The 18643-nt window shown below is 42.5% G+C and carries 11 protein-coding genes and 2 pseudogenes; 7 read left to right on the plus strand and 6 right to left on the minus strand.

The window, feature by feature from the left end; translation table 11 throughout:
* Positions 1 to 105: 105 nt before the first annotated feature.
* The 6 genes from RMY63_RS32375 (at position 106) to RMY63_RS32400 (ending at position 8099) form a co-directional block, all read left to right on the plus strand.
* Positions 106 to 1554, plus strand: coding sequence for a DUF3375 domain-containing protein (locus RMY63_RS32375; RefSeq protein WP_322732629.1), 1449 nt, complete (start codon positions 106 to 108; stop codon positions 1552 to 1554).
* Between the two features lie 11 nt (positions 1555 to 1565).
* Positions 1566 to 2144, plus strand: coding sequence for a DUF4194 domain-containing protein (locus RMY63_RS32380; RefSeq protein ID WP_322732630.1), 579 nt, complete (start codon positions 1566 to 1568; stop codon positions 2142 to 2144).
* A complete protein-coding gene (locus RMY63_RS32385; protein WP_322732631.1) occupies positions 2122 to 5475 on the plus strand; it encodes an ATP-binding protein in 3354 nt (1117 codons plus the stop codon). The genes RMY63_RS32380 and RMY63_RS32385 overlap by 23 nt, the downstream gene beginning before the upstream one ends.
* A 7-nt stretch (positions 5476 to 5482) precedes the next feature.
* Positions 5483 to 6682 (plus strand): DUF3322 domain-containing protein, encoded by a 1200-nt coding sequence (locus tag RMY63_RS32390; protein ID WP_322732632.1) that lies wholly within the window; start codon positions 5483 to 5485, stop codon positions 6680 to 6682.
* The gene (locus RMY63_RS32395) at positions 6669 to 7064 is read left to right on the plus strand and encodes a type II toxin-antitoxin system PemK/MazF family toxin (protein ID WP_322732633.1); all 396 of its coding nucleotides are present in this window, start codon (positions 6669 to 6671) and stop codon (positions 7062 to 7064) included. The genes RMY63_RS32390 and RMY63_RS32395 overlap by 14 nt, the downstream gene beginning before the upstream one ends.
* 153 nt (positions 7065 to 7217) lie before the next feature.
* The gene (locus tag RMY63_RS32400) at positions 7218 to 8099 is read left to right on the plus strand and encodes a sugar ABC transporter permease (protein WP_322732634.1); all 882 of its coding nucleotides are present in this window, start codon (positions 7218 to 7220) and stop codon (positions 8097 to 8099) included.
* A gap of 130 nt (positions 8100 to 8229) precedes the next feature.
* On the opposite strand, the gene RMY63_RS32405 is transcribed toward RMY63_RS32400, so the two are convergent.
* A complete protein-coding gene (locus RMY63_RS32405) occupies positions 8230 to 8796 on the minus strand; it encodes a thermonuclease family protein (RefSeq protein ID WP_322732635.1) in 567 nt (188 codons plus the stop codon).
* 342 nt (positions 8797 to 9138) lie between these two features.
* Between RMY63_RS32405 and RMY63_RS32410 the strand changes: the two are divergent.
* Positions 9139 to 9364, plus strand: a pseudogene (locus tag RMY63_RS32410) (ferritin-like domain-containing protein); the annotation flags it as partial.
* On the opposite strand, the pseudogene RMY63_RS32415 reads toward RMY63_RS32410, so the two are convergent.
* The 5 genes and pseudogenes from RMY63_RS32415 to RMY63_RS32435 form a co-directional block, all read right to left on the minus strand.
* Positions 9363 to 10502: pseudogene (locus tag RMY63_RS32415) on the minus strand (IS630 family transposase). The pseudogenes RMY63_RS32410 and RMY63_RS32415 overlap by 2 nt on opposite strands.
* Before the next feature lie 164 nt (positions 10503 to 10666).
* Positions 10667 to 11827 (minus strand): PepSY-associated TM helix domain-containing protein, encoded by a 1161-nt coding sequence (locus RMY63_RS32420; protein WP_322732636.1) that lies wholly within the window; start codon positions 11825 to 11827, stop codon positions 10667 to 10669.
* A gap of 23 nt (positions 11828 to 11850) precedes the next feature.
* Positions 11851 to 14457, minus strand: a complete 2607-nt coding sequence (locus RMY63_RS32425; protein ID WP_322732637.1) for a TonB-dependent siderophore receptor — start codon at positions 14455 to 14457, stop codon at positions 11851 to 11853.
* Positions 14458 to 14522: 65 nt separating this feature from the next.
* Entirely contained in the window at positions 14523 to 15527 is a 1005-nt protein-coding gene (locus RMY63_RS32430; RefSeq protein ID WP_322732638.1) for an AraC family transcriptional regulator, read from the minus strand.
* A 559-nt stretch (positions 15528 to 16086) separates the two neighbouring features.
* A complete protein-coding gene (locus RMY63_RS32435; protein ID WP_322732639.1) occupies positions 16087 to 18468 on the minus strand; it encodes a phosphoketolase family protein in 2382 nt (793 codons plus the stop codon).
* Between the last annotated feature and the right edge of the window lie 175 nt (positions 18469 to 18643).

The raw sequence follows: 18643 nt of genomic DNA on the forward strand, positions 1-18643 counted from the left end.
AAACTAAAAATTAAACTTAAAAATTAGCTGTGTTGAGAAATTACGACTATAGTTGGTTGCATTGCCTTTTCTTAACTCTGCTTTACTTTATGATGAACAACTACTATGGAATATGAGCAAATTAAGTATGAATTGAAAAACTCCGCTACCTTGAAGCTTTTACGAAGTGATAACGCCGCTCTAATTCTGAGTTTTTTTTACAACCAGTTTAAGGTAACTCAACGCATTTCTATTACTCAAGAAGAGTTAGAAACTAAACTGGGTAACTATCTGGAGTTTCTGCAAGACGTTTATCCAGATTTTGATCCTCGATCGCCTAAACAATATCTCAGCCAATGGTGTGATGACCAGCTTTTGAGGAAAACGTTTAACAGCAGTGATGATCCAGTATTTACACTAACTCCGGCTGCTGAGAAAGCGATCGCGTGGTTAGAAGACCTGAAGCAGCGAGAAGAGTTTGTGGGAACTGAATCTCGCTTCTTGCAGATTTTCTCACTATTAAAGGAAATTCGCGATCGCAGTACAACGGACATTGAGACGCGAATTACTCAACTAGAACAGGATCGCGATCGCATTCAGCAAGAGATTGACCAGATTCGTCAGACAGGAATGGTTGATCCCTACAACCCGACACAACTGCAAGAACGTTTTCGTCTGGCAAACCAAGTCACCACCCAGTTAATCGCAGATTTTAGTGCAGTTGAGCAAAAATTTCGCAATTTAACTCGTACCGTACAAGAAGCGCAACTTCAGCAAGATACTCGCAAAAGAACAGTAATCAGTCGAGTGCTGGATGCAGATCAGGAATTGAAAGATTCTGAGCAAGGGCGCAGTTTCTATGCATTCTGGAATTTCCTCATGTCAACCAGCAACCGACAGGAACTAAAATCTCTGATTCAAAAGATTTATACCCTAGAAGAATTGCAGCCATTAACTCAGGAGTATGGGCTACTGCGTCGGATTGAGCGCATTTTGATTGATAGAGGAGAATACATCGTGCAATCCAATCATCGACTGGCAGAAAAACTACGTCAGATGTTGGATGAACGCAATCTCATGGAAAATCGACGTGTGGCTGAACTGATTACTGAAGTGCAACGCCTTGCTTTACAAGTTGCAACTCTTGCGCCACCAGAGCCAGATTTTTGGGTATTAGAAGGCGAACCAACCGTAAATCTGGTGATGGCACGTCCTTTGCATCCCCTGGAGGAATCAGAAATGCCGACATTCTCAATGGATTTCAGTGATTTACCAGAAGTGATGCTGGATGAGGAAATTACTGCACTTTATCAACAGTTTTATGTGGACGAGGAGACGTTGGTACAACGCATTGAACGAACACTCGAACAGCGAACAGAAATATTGCTGACAGAACTACTCCAACTCTATCCAGTTACACAGGGATTACCAGAGATTGTTGCGTATCTGGCGATCGCCACTCAATCCGATCGCCATTTAATTAATACCAGTACAATTGAAGCGATCGTAATTACAAGCCTGGAGCCAGAAAAGCAGTTCCAGCTGACCTTACCACAAGTTATCTTTCACCGTTAACTGCCCAAACAATGCAACCTCAACCGCCTCTACCCTATGCACACGTCATTCTCAAACTTTTGCGGGGAGCTATTTACAGTGATGATTCACATTGGGAGCAATTGCAAAGTTATTTAACTCCAGTTAAAGAATATTTTGGCAAGATTGGTCTGCAAGTCCGACATTACGAAACTGAAGGATTTGCCTACCTGGAACAACCTGACCCCGATCCGGAAGACCAGAATGAAGCCCTTCCCCGACTAACCGCCCGCCATCCATTGGGTTTTAAAATCACCGTTTTATGCGTATTGCTGCGTGAGCAACTGCGACAATTCGATGCCAGCGACGCTACAGGACGATTGGTTCTTAGTATAGAAAAAATCCGAGATTTGTTACAACCCTACCTACCTGAAGGGAATAATGAGGAAAGATTTCGGCGCGAGGTGGATGGACTGGCGAAGCAGGCGATGGAATTAGGATTCCTAAAACGCCTGTCTGGACAAGATGAAAATTACGAAGTGCGTCCCATCCTCAAAGCCAAAGTTGATGCTGATACCCTCGAACTCCTGAAACAAAAGTTAGCGGCTTATGCAACTCGTCCTGCCGATTGAACAAATGGATGATTTTAATGACAAAGCGCTGGCAGGTTTTTGCCTCCAACGCTTTGAAGTGCTGAATTGGGGAACCTTTGACCAACGCCCTTGGGTACTAGATTTGCAGGGAAATATTGCTTTGCTAACTGGAGCAAACGGCTCAGGAAAATCCACGTTGGTGGATGGATTGCTGACATTACTTGTTGCAAATCAACGCCGCAATTATAACCAAGCTTCCAGCATGACTGGCAAAAAAGAGCGGCATGAGAAAAGCTATGTTCAGGGGGCTTACAGTCACACTCGTGATGAAGAATTTCATCGTTCAAAATCCAAAGTACTGCGAGACAAAGGAAAGCCTTCGGTGTTACTTGGCTATTTTAGCGATCGCCTGAGCAAACAAGATGTGACGCTGGCACAGGTGCTATGGATGGAAGACGGCTCAGTGAAAAAGTTCTTTGTTGTTGCGGATGCCGAGTTAACAATCGCCTCCCATTTCACCCAATTTACTCGGATTGCAGACTTAAAAAAACAACTCAAAGCGCTGGGCGCAGAAACGTTTGATAAATTTGTGGACTATAGTCAGCAGTTTCGCAAACGCTTTGGTTTGGAATCTGAAAAAGCATTAGATTTATTCAATCAAACAGTCAGTATCAAAGAGATTGGTGGATTGAATGATTTTGTTCGCAATCACATGTTAGAGAAAGCGGATGTGCAAACAAAAATCCGTGAGTTGCAAGAAAGTTATGAGAATTTAACTATTTCCCATACTGCAATTCAGAATGCACGAAAACAGTTAGAGGCACTTTTGCCCCTGACAGCAGAAGCAGAAAAATATACAAAACTGAAAAAAGAAGTTGCAAAGTATCAGGAATCTAAAGACGTTGCCCCTGCCTTCTTTGCTAGTAAGAAACTTGATTTGTTAACTCAAGAATTGCAAAAAATTGAACAACATTTGACTCAGTTGCAACATCAACGAGTCGAAAGCGATCGCCGCTTATCAGAACTGCGCGATCAAGAGAAACAGTTATACTCCGCCATAGATAAAGATAGTGATGGGCAACGCTTACAGGAACTAACGCGGGAAATCAAGCAATGCCAGGATGAGGTGAACCGCAAACGCACTCAGGCACAGAATTACGATCGCCTCGCCCAACTCCTGAACCTTACTCAGTACACTGATAGCACCATCTTCTATGCTAACAGAATCCAAGGAGAGGAACTTAAGCGCGAAATTGATACAGCATTACAAAAATTAGAAGCACAACGAGATCAACAAATTACGCTTCGCAGTGACTTGCAAAAACAGCACGCTAAACTCAACGATGAGCTAGAATCGCTTCGCAGCCGCAAGAGCCAGATTCCTAAAAGGAGTCTAGATATCCGCGATCGCCTTGTCCGCGACTTAAACTTAAATGATACCGATCTGCCATTTGTCGGAGAACTCTTGCAAATCCGCAAAGAAGCACAGGAATGGGAAGGTGCGATCGAGCGACTACTCTCAGGGTTTGGTTTATCTGTTCTTGTTCCTGAAGCACACTATCAAGCAGTCAATGCTTATGTAAATCAGACCGATTTGAAGGGACGTTTAGTTTACTATCACGTTACTGCTTCAACTCCCAATCCAACACAACGCGACCTCAAACACCATCACGTTCCCCACAAGTTAGAAATCAAGCAAGATAATGGCAGATTCTCCTATTGGTTACGCGATGAGTTAGTGCGCCAGTTCAATTATGTTTGTTGCGATGAAGAACAGTTCCAGCATGAAATACGCGCAATAACTCGCACTGGGCTGATGAAACATGGCAAAGAACGCCACGAGAAAGACGACCGATTTCGGATTAGCGATCGCAGCCACTACATTCTAGGTTGGAATAATGCCAGCAAGATTAAAGACTTTGAGGCTAAATTGAGTCTAGTTAATCAAGAACTTGCTCAGATTGACAAACAAGTTCAATCGTTGAAGCGTCAGCATAATCAGCGGCTTGAGCAAACATCCTGGCTGCAAAATTTGATGAATTATGGCAACTTCAATGAAATTGATTGGCGATCAACTCAACTGGAATGCCAGAACCTACAGAAACAAAAGCAGCAGCTAGAAGCCAGTTCTGACCATCTCAAGCAGTTAAAAGCGCAACTTGAGTCAACTAAGGAAGAAATTGTCCAAGCCAAAAAACGAGACGAAAGTTTAATAGGAGAAATTCGGACTCTTGAAGATCGACAACGCTACGCCCAAACTGAGCAAAGCCATTGTGAAAATAAACTTCAATCTGTTGCTGCTTCAGCTATTGAGGAATTTGCGACGCGTATGGCGGCAAAACTTAGGCAGTACAAGATGACACTAGATGCGATCGCTCAAGATGAGTCAGAATTGCAAAAACACCTTGATAAAGAACTTCGCCAAAAAGAGCAACAACAGAATGACTCCCGTAGCGCTTTGCAGATGCGAATGCTCAACTTTAAGAATGCTTTTTCTGAAATAACAGTAGAACTGGGAACAACGCTTGATTTTTTAGACGAATATCTGAAGCTAAAAACTCAAATTGAGCATGATGATTTACCTCGTCACGAAGAACGGTTTAAGCGTTTAATGACTGGGAAAGTTATTGAAGCAATTGTAGGATTTAAAGGCCAATTGGAGAAACAAGAAGAAGAAATACAGGAAAATATTGATGAGTTAAATAAATCTTTACGACAAGTTGATTACACAGATTATACCTACATTGAGTTGTGTTATGAACCAAGCCGTAATCGGGAAATTCGAGATTTTAAGCAAGATTTAAACATTTGCTTGGGTGATGTTGCTCACCAAACTGCTGAAGACAACGAGCAACGTTTTCACAATATTCGAACTCGTCTCATTGAAAGGTTCCAATCACAGGAGCAGCGTTGGACAAACTTAGTAACAGATGTCCGAAATTGGCTAGATTTTTCAGTAATTGAACGCTATCGTTCAGACAATATCGAAAAAGAACATCACACCGACTCATCAGGAAAGTCTGGTGGGCAGAAAGTTAAATTAGCATACACTATTCTGGCATCAGCGATCGCTTATCAGTTTGGCTTAAATCAAGACACTACAAAAAATAAATCCTTCCGGTTTGTTGTCATTGATGAAGCATTTAGTAAATCAGATGATAAAAATGCTCGTTATGCAATGGAATTATTTAAGAACTTAAATTTACAGTTATTAGTAGTTACTCCTATGGATAAAATTCATGTAGTTGAACACTATATCTCTAGTTTCCATCTCATACATAACAACACTGAGGGTAGCTATTCTGGTATTATTTCGGGAACTGGAATAGAAGAAGTTCGAGAAAAGGTAAAAGGATCATTGAGAACCTGAAATATTTATGATTACTCCTTCTGAAATCATACACAAAGCTGAACGACTTTATCCTTATTTTCTAAGTTCTGTTATTAGAGGAGATAAATTTTTTCCCATCGATAATTTACCAATTGGTTCTCGCCCTAAAGATTATCTCACTTTACGAGAAGCTATTACTCAGTTAATCAGCAAGTCCAAACAGCATTTAGGCTATGGCTACATACTTGAATTAGAGACTCGTAATCTTCATAAGCTTGGACAGCAGTCTTTGCCTCAACGCATTAGCATTGAGACAGAACAGGACTATTTAAAACTGCTAAAAAAGGAGAAAGAATTCTTACAATTTAAGTCAGATATAGAATTAATTTGCTCAAAAGTTCCTGAACTGAATTCCTGGCTTTATCAAAACCCTCTGAAAGTAATTGAATATAGCGATCGCTGGAGTGATTTACTAAAGGTTTGTCGGTATTTTCAATGTAATCCAAAACCTCATCTTTATATTCGAGAATTACCTATTCAGATTCACACTAAATTTATCGAGCAGAATAAGGGTATCCTTAGCAATCTTTTAGAAGCTATCCTACCTAATGAACTGCTTTCGTCAGTGGAAAATGAAAAAGAATATACTTTTGAAAAGCGATTTTCTCTTAGGTATCGTGAGCCTCTCATTAGGTTGAGGATTTTAGATCAACCATTAAAAGCTAAGTATGACTTTCCGCTTTTTGACATAAGTACCCCTATTTCCGAGTTTAGCCAACTTAATTTCAAGACGCATCGCTTCTTTATTGCTGAAAACTTAATGAATTTTCTAACCCTACCTGCTCTAGAAAACAGCTTTGCGCTATTTGGCAGGGGATACGCTATTCAAATGTTGAAATCTATAAACTGGCTGGCATATTGTCCTATCTTCTACTGGGGCGATTTGGATACTGATGGATTTAAGATCCTCTCTCAACTTCGCTCTTATTTCCCTCAAACTATTTCCATAATGATGGATGTAAAAACGCTTGAAACTTTCAAAGAATTTGCTGTTACTGTTGCAAAATCAACTGTCGAAAATTACAAGCAAAATAAAGGCTGTAAATCTCGTTCTCAAGTAATTGAAGAAGCACTAGAATTGCTGCGAAACCGAGAATTAGAGGTGGCTTACCGAGAAGCATCTGCTGAAGCTGATAACGATTGGGATGTGACAGTGGCAGATGGTTTAACAGATGAAACGTGGTGAGGCAGCGCGTTGCGGGGGTTCCCCCCGTTGTAGCGACTGCCGAACCCGTAAGGGTGATATTTATTATGCAAATCTTAGTCCGGTGATGGGTTCAGAAATGGGTAAACGTCGTCCAGTTCTGATTGTTAGTAATGATATAAGTAATAGTGCTGCTACCACTGTGACAATTTTACCGCTTACTTCTAATGTGAACCGTGTTTATCCCTTTGAAGTTTTGCTTAATCCAGAGATTAGTGGTTTAACAAAACCTTCCAAAGTACAGGCGCAGCAAGTCCGAACAATTTCTAAGCAACGAATTACTGGTGAAGTATTAGGTAGTTTAAACGAAGAGATGATGGTACTAATTGATGCAGCGTTGAAATTGCATTTGGGATTGGTTTGAGTTTGCAGAAAAATAGCGATGTTTAAGTAAAGATTCCAACTAGAGATAATTATGAACCAAAAGCTTGCCCAAGCGATCGCTAATGCTAGGAGAAACCAAGCTAACGGTAGAATCAGGGCAAAGGCTCATAACAGCTAGGAGGGTTAATTATAGATGCCAAAAATATATACTAAATCGTGGTTGGATAATGATACAGTAGCCGCGTGGATTTTTCTCGCACCAGCATTAATTTTACTGGGTGTTTTTATCATTTGGCCGATTGCCTATTTGTTCTATCTCAGTTTCACTGCTGGTAGTTTTACCTTAAAAGGTATTTATTGGATAGGCTTAAAAAACTATTGGCGCTTGCTACTCAACCCCGACTTTTGGCAAGTGCTGGGTAACACCTTTTATTTTACGATCGCCACCATTATTCCCAGTTTAGTTATCTCCTTGGGATTGGCAGTACTATTAAACCGTTCTATTCCTTTGCGGGGCATCCTGCGGAGTGCCTATTTTTTGCCTTCAATTATCTCACTTGTGGCAGCTGGTTTGGGATTTCGCTGGCTGTTTCAAACATCAGGGCCAGTTAACGGACTTTTAGATTTTTTTGGCATTTCAGAAATACCCTGGCTAGGAGACACATTTTGGGCAATGCTGGTAATTATTTTAATGAGTATTTGGAAACAACTCGGTTTCAATATAGTAGTTTTTTTAGCAGGGTTGCAAGCAATTCCTCCCAGTCGTTATGAAGCAGCAGACTTAGATGGAGCAAATGCTTGGCAACAATTTTGGTATATTACTTTGCCCGGATTGCGCCCGACTGTCATATTTGCAATCATCACTACTGCAATTTTTACATTGCGGAGTTTTGAGCAATCTTATGTGATGACTGGCGGTGGCCCACTGAATTCGACTAATTTGCTAGTTTACTACATTTACCAAGAGGCTTTTGGTCAGTTTGATTTTGGTTATGCAGCAGCAGGAGCGACTGTGTTACTAGCAGCAACGTTGGTACTAGTTTATTTGCAACTGCAAACTTGGGGAGAGGAGTAGAGAGCAGGGGAAGCAGGGGAAGCAGGGGAAGCAGGGGAAGCAGGGGGGGAATTTTGGAAGTTGCCAAATTATACCGCAAGTATGCAATGCCAAAAAATGTTGTGTATTGAATTAGAAAGAGCTAGAGTTTTTACTTCTTATATAGGCTGCGATATTCCCAAGGATTTACAAATTTAGTATCGCTCCAAACACCGAGCCGTTGTTCCTTCGCCTCAGTTTCGGCTTGTTGAACTAAGTTTTTACTAGGACACTTATTTAAATAGGGACGATATACTTTTGCTAAACCTTCTTGCAACAATACCTGTTGTACAAAAGTGCCATTTTTTAAACGGACTTCGGCAATTTTACGCCCGTAGCGATCGCTATCAGTGATATTCAAAGTCACGCGATCGCCTCCTTGTTGCACCAGTTGTTGTACCCGTTCTTGGGCTTTCACACCCCAAGTAAATTGATTGCGATCGCTAATGCGTCTACTCTGTTTTTCTTTGTTAGTATGAGCTATTTCTGGCGCATCTACACAAGCAAAGCGCACAGTAAAATTTTTGCCGGCGGTATCTTTTACTACTAAAGTATCGCCATCACTAACTCGCTCAACTGGTTCTCCAGAATTACCGATAAAGCGATCGCAGCCCATCAAACCCAAAATTATGATAGTTGCACAAAGCCAAAATCGCACTGGTTTAGTTAATTTATCCATCCAAACTTACCTGCATTACCTCTGTGGGATGATATTAGCAAAATGCAAAGATATATTTGTTAATCGTTGACATACTGCCACAGGCAATTCAAAATCCACAATGGGGCGTTGCAGAGAAAGCGAAATTATTTAACAACTTCCAAAATTCCCCCCTGCCCCCTGCCCCCTACCTCCTGGCAACTGAATAGAAAATACGGATTAGTATAAGACAGGACTTACGCAAGATGTGCCTGAAAACCTGATTATTGCGTAGCGGTAATTCATGAATTACCGCTACTTTCGTTATGTTTTGCGTAAGTCCTATAAGAATTGTAACCTTCCAATTGTCAGCGGGAATTTCTGATGAACTTCTTGACTAACCTTCTGCATCTAGCTGGTTCAAGTGTCTTTGCCTATTACTCTGCTGCTCAAATTCGTGATTCTAAAACCCGCCCCAACATCCTTGCGGGGTTTCAGTTGGCGGAATCTGGCTCTGTGCCATTTTTATCTGCACTTAGCGATCGCGCAGCTGCCGAAGGCGATACATGGTTAGCCGAAAAACTAGCAAAAACATGCATCAGATGAAACTAGTGGTCTGGCAAGTCAACTTTGCTTGGTGAGACATCCGGATATAACCGTCCCATTTTATTACGTACATACGTAATTTTAAAGTGCCAATTTACACTTGCCTTACTAGAATTGCGATCGCTCTGCCAAGAAGCAATTTCTTCAGATAATTTTTGAACGTCAGCAATTCGTCTTTCTAAACATTGACGAGATAAAACTGATAACTCAATCTCAACTTGGTTGAGCCAAGAAGCATGTTTGGGAGTGTAGTGGAATTCTAATTTTTGGACAATCCGACGTGCTTCTTCTGGTGGAAATACTTCGTACAAAGCAGATGGATTATGTGTGTTGAGATTATCAACTACCAGACGAATCAACTCGGCTTGTGAGCAATGAATGTCTACTAAGTTCTTCATTTGTAAAGCAAAATCTTTTTTCGTTCTCTGTTGTGTAACCTCAATATGTCGCCAACTTTTATGAGGTTCAAAAATTGCAAATAAATTGACACTTCCATTACGTTTGTACTCATAGTCATAACGAAGAGGTTGCTCTGGTTCTGGTGGTAATGGTTCTCTAACATCCTCTAACAAAGGATATGGACGTTCATCGAAACAAATTACTGGATATTTTGGGTCATATGGAACGCTCGTATAAATCTAATAAATCTTCCATCCGTAAAACATACTCGGCATCTACCTTGGGAATGCACCATTGTTCTTTTAACCAAGGTTTAATTTCGTTTTTTTTAAATAGGAGCGAACAGTTTCTTTAGAAACTGAATCTACGATGTTTAAACTCACCATCCGCTCTGCTAATAGTTTCATCGTCCAACGATTTCTTCCTTCTGGTGCAGTAGAACAAGCTGTCGCAATCAGAAATGCTTCTTGTTGTCCGTCTAATTTCCGTTCTTTTGGTGGATGAGGGCGGTCTTGTACAGCTAATTCAATTCCTCCCTCTACGTATCTGGCACGGGTACGCTCTACGGTTGAAACGTGTACTCTTAGACATTCTGCGATCGCTTTGTCAATTTCTCCCTCCCATGCCATCAACAGTATATGGGCGCGAGTCAAACTCCTTGCTTTACTCAAGCCTGTTTTGATTAGCGATCGCAGTTTTTCTACTTCTTCATTACTCAAACTTACTGTATATTTTTTTGCCATAATGCTAACCGCAGCCATACTTCAATTAGCTTACCAAAAACCTGTTACACCATGCAAAGTTACCTTGCCAGACTACTAGTACTCGACTAATTCAAAATTGCTAGGAGAGAGTAGGGAGTGGGCAGTTAGGAGTTAATTTTCAAAAATGTCTAGTGGGAGCGTTTCTACTTTAGGATCTTCCCACTTGGGATTATTGTAGGCATCGCTTTTGTAGGTAAATTAATCGTAGGTTTTTTGCGATACTGCCACATTACGAAGCCAGTAATAAATAAAATTAACGGTGCAAGTCCTACAAACACATAGAGAATGCGAGTAGGCAAGCCGCCAAATGTGCCGTAGTGTAGAGGAGTGAAGGAGTTGAGGATGCGATCGCCTAACGATGGCTTCAGTGCATTATCCACCCGCAAGACCTTGCCGCTATACTGGTCGAGGTAGACATAGCTGCTTCCAAAGTCATCTATTTCTTGAGGTTCCTTGTAGCGAATCATCAAAGCGCTGTCTGGTTTTTCAGGAAAATAAACGCTTCTGAGTTCTGCACTGGGTAATTGAGCTTGAGCCGTCTTCAGTTGCTCGGCAAGCTTCAGTGGAGACTGACCGGAGATAGGTTGAGAAACAGCTTCTTGCTTGAAACTAAAGGTGATTGCCCGAATCAGAGGCTCACTAAACTCATTAAAATTCCAGCAAAAACCTGTGAAAAATGTGAAAACAAGAAACACCGCTGCGATCGCACCAGCAACTTTGTGAATATCAAAGTTCACTCGCTTAGGATGAGCATTCCACTTAATTTTGAAGCCTGTCAGTAACTTCCTCCAACCAGGCCAGAGAAATATTCCTGTCATCGTCAGAATGCACACCAGTAAACCAACAGTGCCAACAATTTTGTATCCAATGTCGCCAACTAACAGACTGTAGTGGAGTTCATAAATAACCTTGTAAAAGTGCTCTAAAGGGCTGGGATTGAGATTATTACCGAGAACTGCTCCTGTATAAGGATGAACGTAATTTTCAATCCAATCATTTTCCTTAGTTGCATAGATGACATTAAATGGTGCATCTGGTTTTGTCGGCACATAAACTCGCTTGAGCTTGGCATCAGGCTGGCTGGCATAGCTGTTTTTTACCGTATTCAGAACGACCTCTATCGGCAGCATTTGCCCTTGAGGCGTAATCGTTCCAATCTGGTGATGTCGTTGAAAATCACTGATTTCTGCATGATAAACTAACAAGCTACCAGTTAAACCAACAATAATCGCAATCAGTCCGACAGCTAACCCGATGTAGCGATGTAAACCAAAGATAACTTTGTATACCGTTTTAGATGTCATAGTCAATACTCCTACTGTACCAATCAAAATGAATATGAAATCGTACCTTGTACAATAAAGGGTGCGCCTGGAATAACCTGATTTCTACCTTGTGATCCCTCAAAATAGCGAATATCCGAGAGGTTCTTGAAATTGAGTCCAATTCGGAAATTCTCTTTTTGGTAGTACAGCGCTGCATCCAGGCGAGTATAGCCGGGAACCACAAAGGAATTAGCTAAATCTCCTGCCCGCTCACCGACAAAAAATGCCCCAAACCCAACGCCTAATCCTTTAAAACTGCCTGTTTGCAAGGTGTAGGTTGTCCATAAACTGCCACTATTGCGCGGCACATTATTGAGCCGATTGCCGACCTGCAATATGTTGTCTTCGGTAACTTTTGCATCGGTGTTAGCGTAGGATGCAATCACCTTCCAACCCGAAAGAATTTCACCCGCAATATCAAACTCTATACCTCGGCTGCGCTGTTCACCGACTTGAAGCGAATAGCCAGGAGGATTACCTAGATCGTCGGTGAGGACATTTTTCAGCGTCGTATTGTAGTACGCTAGCGTTGAAGATAACCGACCATTGAGCAATTCTGTTTTGACTCCAACTTCATAGCCTGTGCCACGTTGGGGATCAAAGGGTTGATCGCTCCGACTTCTACCGCTGTTAGGGGTAAAAGACTGGCTGTAGCTGGTGTAAAGTGACACTTCTTGAATCGGTTGATATACAATGCCTACACGTGGGGTAAATGCCTCTGCGTTGTCGGGCGGATCTGGAACATCGTTACTCGTGGATTCATAGCGATAGGTATCAAATCTTCCACCTACCAGCAGTTTGAGGTTATCCAGCAAGGTAATTTGATCTTGCAGGTAGATACCAAAAGTCTCGGTGACATAATTACCAGTTCTCAAGGGATCAAACTCACCAAAAGTAAAGTTGTAGCTAGGGTTAAAAACATCAATGAATCCAGCCGAGCGATCTCTAGCAGAGAATAAGTTCTTCTGTCGTGTAAGTTCAAAGCCCAACAATACCGTATGCTGAATTGATCCCGTTTTGACTTTGGCAGTCAGGTCATTTTGCCAAGAGTAGGTTTCATAGTATTGATCGCCAATAGAATTACCCAGTTCAAAGGTGCGATCGTCTTTTGTATCACCGAAGATTTGTAGAGTTGCACCGGGGCCACTTTCCGTACTTGCGGTATAGCGAAACAAAGACCGGAGCGAGAGATTGGAATTAAAACGATGGTCGAGGTAGAGGGCTGCTAGGGTTTGGGTGAATTTTTCCTGCCTGGTCGGGTCGCCCAGATAGCGACCCAGTGGAATATTGGGAACTTTATTGTCACTCAGTACCACCAGTCCCCGATCAATCGGTCGTGCGTCCCGCAGATAGGACACATCTAAGTTTAAAGTCGTATTTTCGCCTAGCCGATAGGTAAAAGATGGTGCAAAGAAGAATCGCTCAGTCTGCACGCGATCGCGAAAACTCCCTGCGTCCTCGTAGGCAATGTTCAAGCGATACGCTAATGTTTTCTCGTCGTTGAGTGGACCGGCAAAGTCTAAGGTTGGACGGTAGAAACTATAGCTTCCGGCTGTAAAATTCAATTCGTAGAAAGGATCAAATAGCGGTTTCTTAGTAACCCGATTGATGATTCCCGATGGGTCTACCCGTCCATACAGAATGGATGCAGGGCCCTTCAAGATTTCGATGCGATCAATGTTTGCACTCTCCTCTTGAGTTCGCGAGAAGCCCTCACCGCGAAATCCATTCAGGAAGGTTTCGGCACTAAATCCCCGAACAGTAAAACCTTCTCCACGATTGCCAGATGAACTGGCATAAGTAACACCGCTGACATTACGCACTGCTTCTCTGACGCTAATTGCACCCTGATCGCGGATCACCTCTTGGGGAATTACCTGAATTGAAGCGGGAATGTCCCGGAGGGGCGCATCTGTTTTGGTAGCAGTTGACGCATCTGGTGCATTATATCCTGTGTCCTGCTCACCCGTAACTACCAATTCAATCGACTGATCATCCTGGGCTGTTGGTTGCTCTGGCTGGGTTTGTTGTGACCCTGGTGCAGGCGGGGTGGGATTTTGCGCTCTAGATGCAGCACTTGCAACTGAGAAGATCAAACCCTCGTCTGGACTGTCAGATAACTCAACTGTTGGTACACTTCCTCCACCGATAACTGTCACCCGAATAGTATTGGCATCAAAGTTAGTGACTGTTATTTCAGTAATACCTGCAATTGGTTTAGTAGAGCGGAATGTAAAGGCTTCACCCGACGGTAAACGCAGTTGAGCATTAGGAATATCAGCAACAAAGCTATTACCAGCACTGCGATTTATAACTTGCAACTGTTGCCCAAGAATTGTCTGTAAAATTATCTCCACGCCTTGATTCGTGGGATTGGCTTTTACTCCCGTCACCTGTACTACCGTTACACTAGAGTCTTGAGCCAGCAGTGCAGCACTTCTAAGAGGATGAATAACATCCTGAAGGCGAGAAATTTCTGAATCTGCTTGAGCAGGTTGCATCGTCAAAATTGAGATTACACCCACTACGAAAAGAATATAAGATTTTTGACCCATTGCTCCACACACCACGATCGCAGCACTCCCAGAACAGTTGCAACTAAATTTCAATAACTTTTAGGTACAATAGGGCATTTTCTGATTTCAGGTGATCTCTACAGGGTCAAAAGCGATCGCTAGCCGGATTGTTTTCGCCACTGTGCTTGATAATCGCTGGGATTTATACCAAACTTTTTACGGAATGCAGCAGCAAAGTAACCTCTATTGGCAAATCCCACAGCGTAAGACACCTGAGCTACATTCATCCGTCCTTCCATAAGGAATTGACAAGCTTTTTCTAAACGATAATCATGCAGATATCCAAACACTGTCGTACCGAAAATTTGACGAAATCCTTGCTTGAGTTTGCGATCGCTTAATTCCACTTGTTTTGCTAACTCAATTAATGAGGGTGGGTTGGTAATATCTTTGATCAAAATATCTCTGGCTTGATAGATGCGCTCAACATCGTTTCTCTTCAAATTAACCAACTGGTAGGAGGGTGTACCATCATTAAACAGTTGAGCAAATTGTAAGGTGATCAGTTCCAGTGTCTTAACTTCTAAATAAGTACGTCGCATGATTCCTTGAAACGGACAATGAAGCAGTTGATGTAATGCTAATTGCATTGCCGGGGTCATTTTGCCAAGTGATTGATGAAAAGAAGGGGGTGTATCTGTTTCTAAGAATGGTTTGAGTCGGGAGGGTAAATATGCTTCCTGACCCATACTCAATAATCTCAGCAGATGCGGTTCCAAACGGACTCTAACATCGACATTTTGTCCTGCCATCAATTTTTCAATCTCTCTGACTTCTCCTAAGCTGTAGAATAAATAGCTTTCTCCAGGTTGTTCGCAAATATCTTCAATTTCCTCTTTGAGTACCCCTGCACTACGAAAAACCAGAGTCACGTAGGTATCACCATCCACAAAATCCCAACCAAAAGTCTTTGGTAACTCCAAGTTAGAAATTTCTGCTCGCAGTCCCAGACAAAGTGGAGTGTTACTAAATTGACCTTTTATGAGTGGATGCTGCCAAATCTCAACGCTTTCAATCTCATCAGAATGGTAGGCAATCTTTCCAGTTTGTAAGCCTTCTTCGTAGATTTCAGACCATTGGGCATTTGTATAAACTTTTGCCATTTTATTTTAGTTAATTAAGTTTATTCTCAAGTTTATTGAGAAATTATCTCATGTTTTTCTGGCTGGTTGATGATGTAATACCAACTCGAAATACTCGCTTTGCGAGAAGCAAGCTACGGAATTAAGAAACTCAGATGTCATCTAGGTTTCTGGGTTTGGATTTGTTGCTTAATTTAAAAAAGTTAGTATAATAATACACTTTTGTATTGCCACAAAGACGCACAGAAGAAAATGTTCCTCTTGTTTAAGCGATCGCTTACATAATTTATTTTTTCTGGTCGTTTACTTTTTTGGTAGTCTCGTAAGTCCTAAAAAAGGAAAAAGCAGGCAGAAGAGTTTCTTCTCTGCCTCTTTTTTAGGACTTACGCAAAACTACACATTGTAGGTGCAATTCATGAATTGCCCCTACTGGCGTGGCAAGTCTTAAATGTTGCGATAGATTTTAGCTTTGTTTAGCGCTAAAGCGCAACTACGAACATTTTCTATTGCACTATTTTAACCTTGACACGCTACCACCTGAAAATAAGGGTTTCGGTTATTGTTTGCGTAAGTCCTCTTATTAATAGGGCCACTTCCAATCGCGAATTTCCGGCATATCGTCGCCGTACTTATCAATATATTGCTTGTGTTCGATCAGCTTATCTTGCAAATGCTGCTTGACATAAGCTGCCCTATATCCTAGTTTTGGTACGCGCTCAATTACGTCCATCACTAAATGGAAGCGATCAAGTTCGTTAAGAACAACCATATCAAAGGGGGTGGTGGTAGTTCCCTCTTCTTTGTAGCCACGCACATGCAGCTGATCGTGGTTAGTGTGGCGATAGGTTAAGCGATGAATCAACCAGGGATAGCCATGAAAGGCAAAGATAATGTGTTTATCGGTGGTGAAAATCGTGTCAAAGTCTTTTTCGCTCAAACCGTGGGGATGTTCGCTTTTTGGCTGTAGTGTCATTAAATCGACTACGTTCACCACCCGCACCTTTAAATCTGGGAAGTGCTGGCGCAGAATATCCACAGCCGCCAAGGTTTCTAAGGTAGGAATATCCCCAGCACAAGCCATTACTACATCTGGGTTGCCGTCTTGGTCGTTGCTTGCCCATTCCCAAATGCCGATGCCTTTGCTACAGTGCTTGATAGCAGCATCCATATCGAGGTATTGCAATGCTGGTTGCTTTCCAGCAACGATGACGTTGACATAGTTGCGGCTTCTCAGGCAGTGATCGGTTACTGATAGCAAAGTGTTGGCATCAGGCGGCAAATACACGCGAACAATTTCTGCTTTTTTATTAACTACATGGTCAATAAAACCAGGGTCTTGGTGGGAGAAGCCGTTGTGGTCTTGCCGCCAAACGTGAGAGGTGAGTAAGTAATTGAGGGAAGCAATTGGTTTACGCCAGGGTATATGTCTGGTCGTTTTCAGCCATTTGGCGTGCTGATTGAACATTGAGTCAATGATGTGGATGAAAGCCTCGTAGCAAGAGAAAAACCCGTGGCGTCCAGTGAGGAGGTAGCCTTCTAACCATCCTTGACAACAAGTTTCACTGAGAATTTCCATCACCCGACCGTCGGGGGAAAGGTGGTCATCTTCGGGGAGGATCTGGGCTACCCAATCCCGGTCTGTGACTTCTAACACAGAGCTTAAGCGATTCGATACTGTTTCGTCTGGGCCGAGGATGCGGAAGTTGCGCCTTTCTTGGTTAAGTTGCATGATATCCCGGAGAAAAGTTCCGGCAACTTGGGTAGCTTCAGCGATCGCTTGCCCTGGTTTGAGAACATCTACGGCATAGTCTTGAAAGTTGGGCATCTTCAGGTCGCACAGTAAGATACCGCCGTTAGCGTGGGGATTGTCACCCATACGTCGATGCCCTTTAGGAGCCAGTTCTCTTAGTTCGGAAATCAGCTTACCGTTGCTGTCGAAGAGTTCTTCTGGTTTGTAACTCTTCATCCAATCTTCTAGGAGTTTCAGGTGTTCTGGCTGTTTGGCTATGTTCCCAAAAGGAACTTGGTGCGATCGCCAATAACCTTCGGTTTTTTTACCATCAACTTCCTTGGGCCCTGTCCAACCTTTGGGGGTTCTCATCACAATCATCGGCCACTGAGGGCGTTCAGTGAAACCATGTACGCGGGCTTCCCTTTGGATGCTTTGAATTTCGGCGATCGCTATATCTAGAGTCGCCGCCATCTGCTGGTGGACATCTGCGGGATCGTCACCTTCAACAAAGTATGGCTTGTAGCCGTAACCTACAAATAAGCTTTCTAATTCCTCACGGCTGATCCGTGCCAGTACTGTTGGATTAGCAATTTTATATCCATTCAAGTGCAGGATCGGCAGTACAGCCCCATCATGCACGGGGTTGAGAAACTTGTTGGAATGCCAGCTAGTCGCTAAAGCACCTGTTTCAGCTTCGCCATCACCGACAACAGCAGCAACAATCAAATCAGGGTTATCAAAAGCAGCACCATAAGCGTGGACGAGGGCATAACCTAATTCCCCGCCTTCGTGGATCGAACCAGGAGTTTCCGGTGCAACGTGGCTGGGAATACCACCGGGGAAAGAGAACTGTTTGAAGAGTTTCTGGATTCCCTCAGCATCCTGGGAGATGTTATGGTAGTACTCAGTATAAGTGCCTTCTAAATAGGTGTTGGCTACCAGTCCAGGGCCTCCATGACCAGGCCCAGCAATATAGATCGTGTTTAGGTCATATTTTTTAATGACCCGATTCAGGTGAACATAGATAAAGTTTAGCCCTGGTGTAGTTCCCCAGTGACCCAAAAGCCTGGGTTTGATGTGTTCCAGCCTTAGCGGTTCTCTTAGTAGCGGATTGTCGAGTAAATATATCTGCCCAACCGAAAGATAGTTAGCTGCACGCCAGTAAGCGTTTATCTTATGTAATTCTTCATCTGTTAAAGGCTTTGTTTGTGGAGGACTGGCTAATGTCATTTCGACACTCCATTACAAAAGGATTTGGACGGATTCACCAGTAAGTGATTGTACTTGTTTTCCTGATGATGGCCATCTAACCCATGATGAATTTTTTCAGCCTTTGTGACTAAATTCCTTTTTTCTTGGCACAAAATGGAAAGTGATGTCTACTACAAGCTTACCTACACTATTG

Source organism: Nostoc sp. ChiQUE01b (assembly GCF_034531255.1).
In the GTDB taxonomy this organism is placed as follows: Bacteria; Cyanobacteriota; Cyanobacteriia; order Cyanobacteriales; family Nostocaceae; genus Nostoc.